This is a genomic window from Bartonella sp. AD328YNZD (assembly GCF_042196425.1).
On sequence record NZ_JBHIQG010000873.1, the window covers coordinates 1 to 535 of the forward strand.

The 535-nt window shown below is 46.5% G+C and carries 1 protein-coding gene; it reads right to left on the reverse strand.

What is annotated here, in order from left to right; all coding sequences use genetic code 11:
* Positions 1-64: 64 nt before the first annotated feature.
* Positions 65-535 (reverse strand): phage tail protein (locus ACFIO3_RS15525; RefSeq protein WP_375615517.1); only part of this gene is annotated, 471 nt, incomplete at its 5' end.

Genomic DNA, 535 nt, shown 5'->3' on the forward strand with positions numbered 1-535 from the left:
TGAAAGCAGATCAGATCGAGACTCATATCTTCTAGCTCTACCACGAAGTGCTTTTCTGGTATCTTCATGGCGTTTCTCCTCCTTGGGAATATTGACCATATCCCTCTTGGTATTGTCCCACCTGATATTGACCTTGTGGTTTTCCTCCATCGAAAAACGGTAACAAGCTAATGGCATAGCGAATGCGCCCCGATTGACCAGAGCGACTAATATAGTCGTGATCTTTCGTGACACTGGTGATTACCACTGATCCATGGAGAATGGCGCTATAGCCATTGTCACTCATCCAACGGATCATCTGAACGGGCTTGGCAGCACGAATGGTTCTGGTGATAGCATCAATGGCTACCCGATCCCCAAACTCTTCTGGAAACAACACCCCATGGATGGTTTTGGCATCATTGCCATAACCGGTAAATTGCAAACCGGGAGCCTCACCAAAACGCTCTAGGCAAACCCATGAAGCAGAAAACTCTTCCTCAAAGGATTGGAAATTCAGCCAGTCCACATAAAAAAGATGTGGTCCTAACATCAG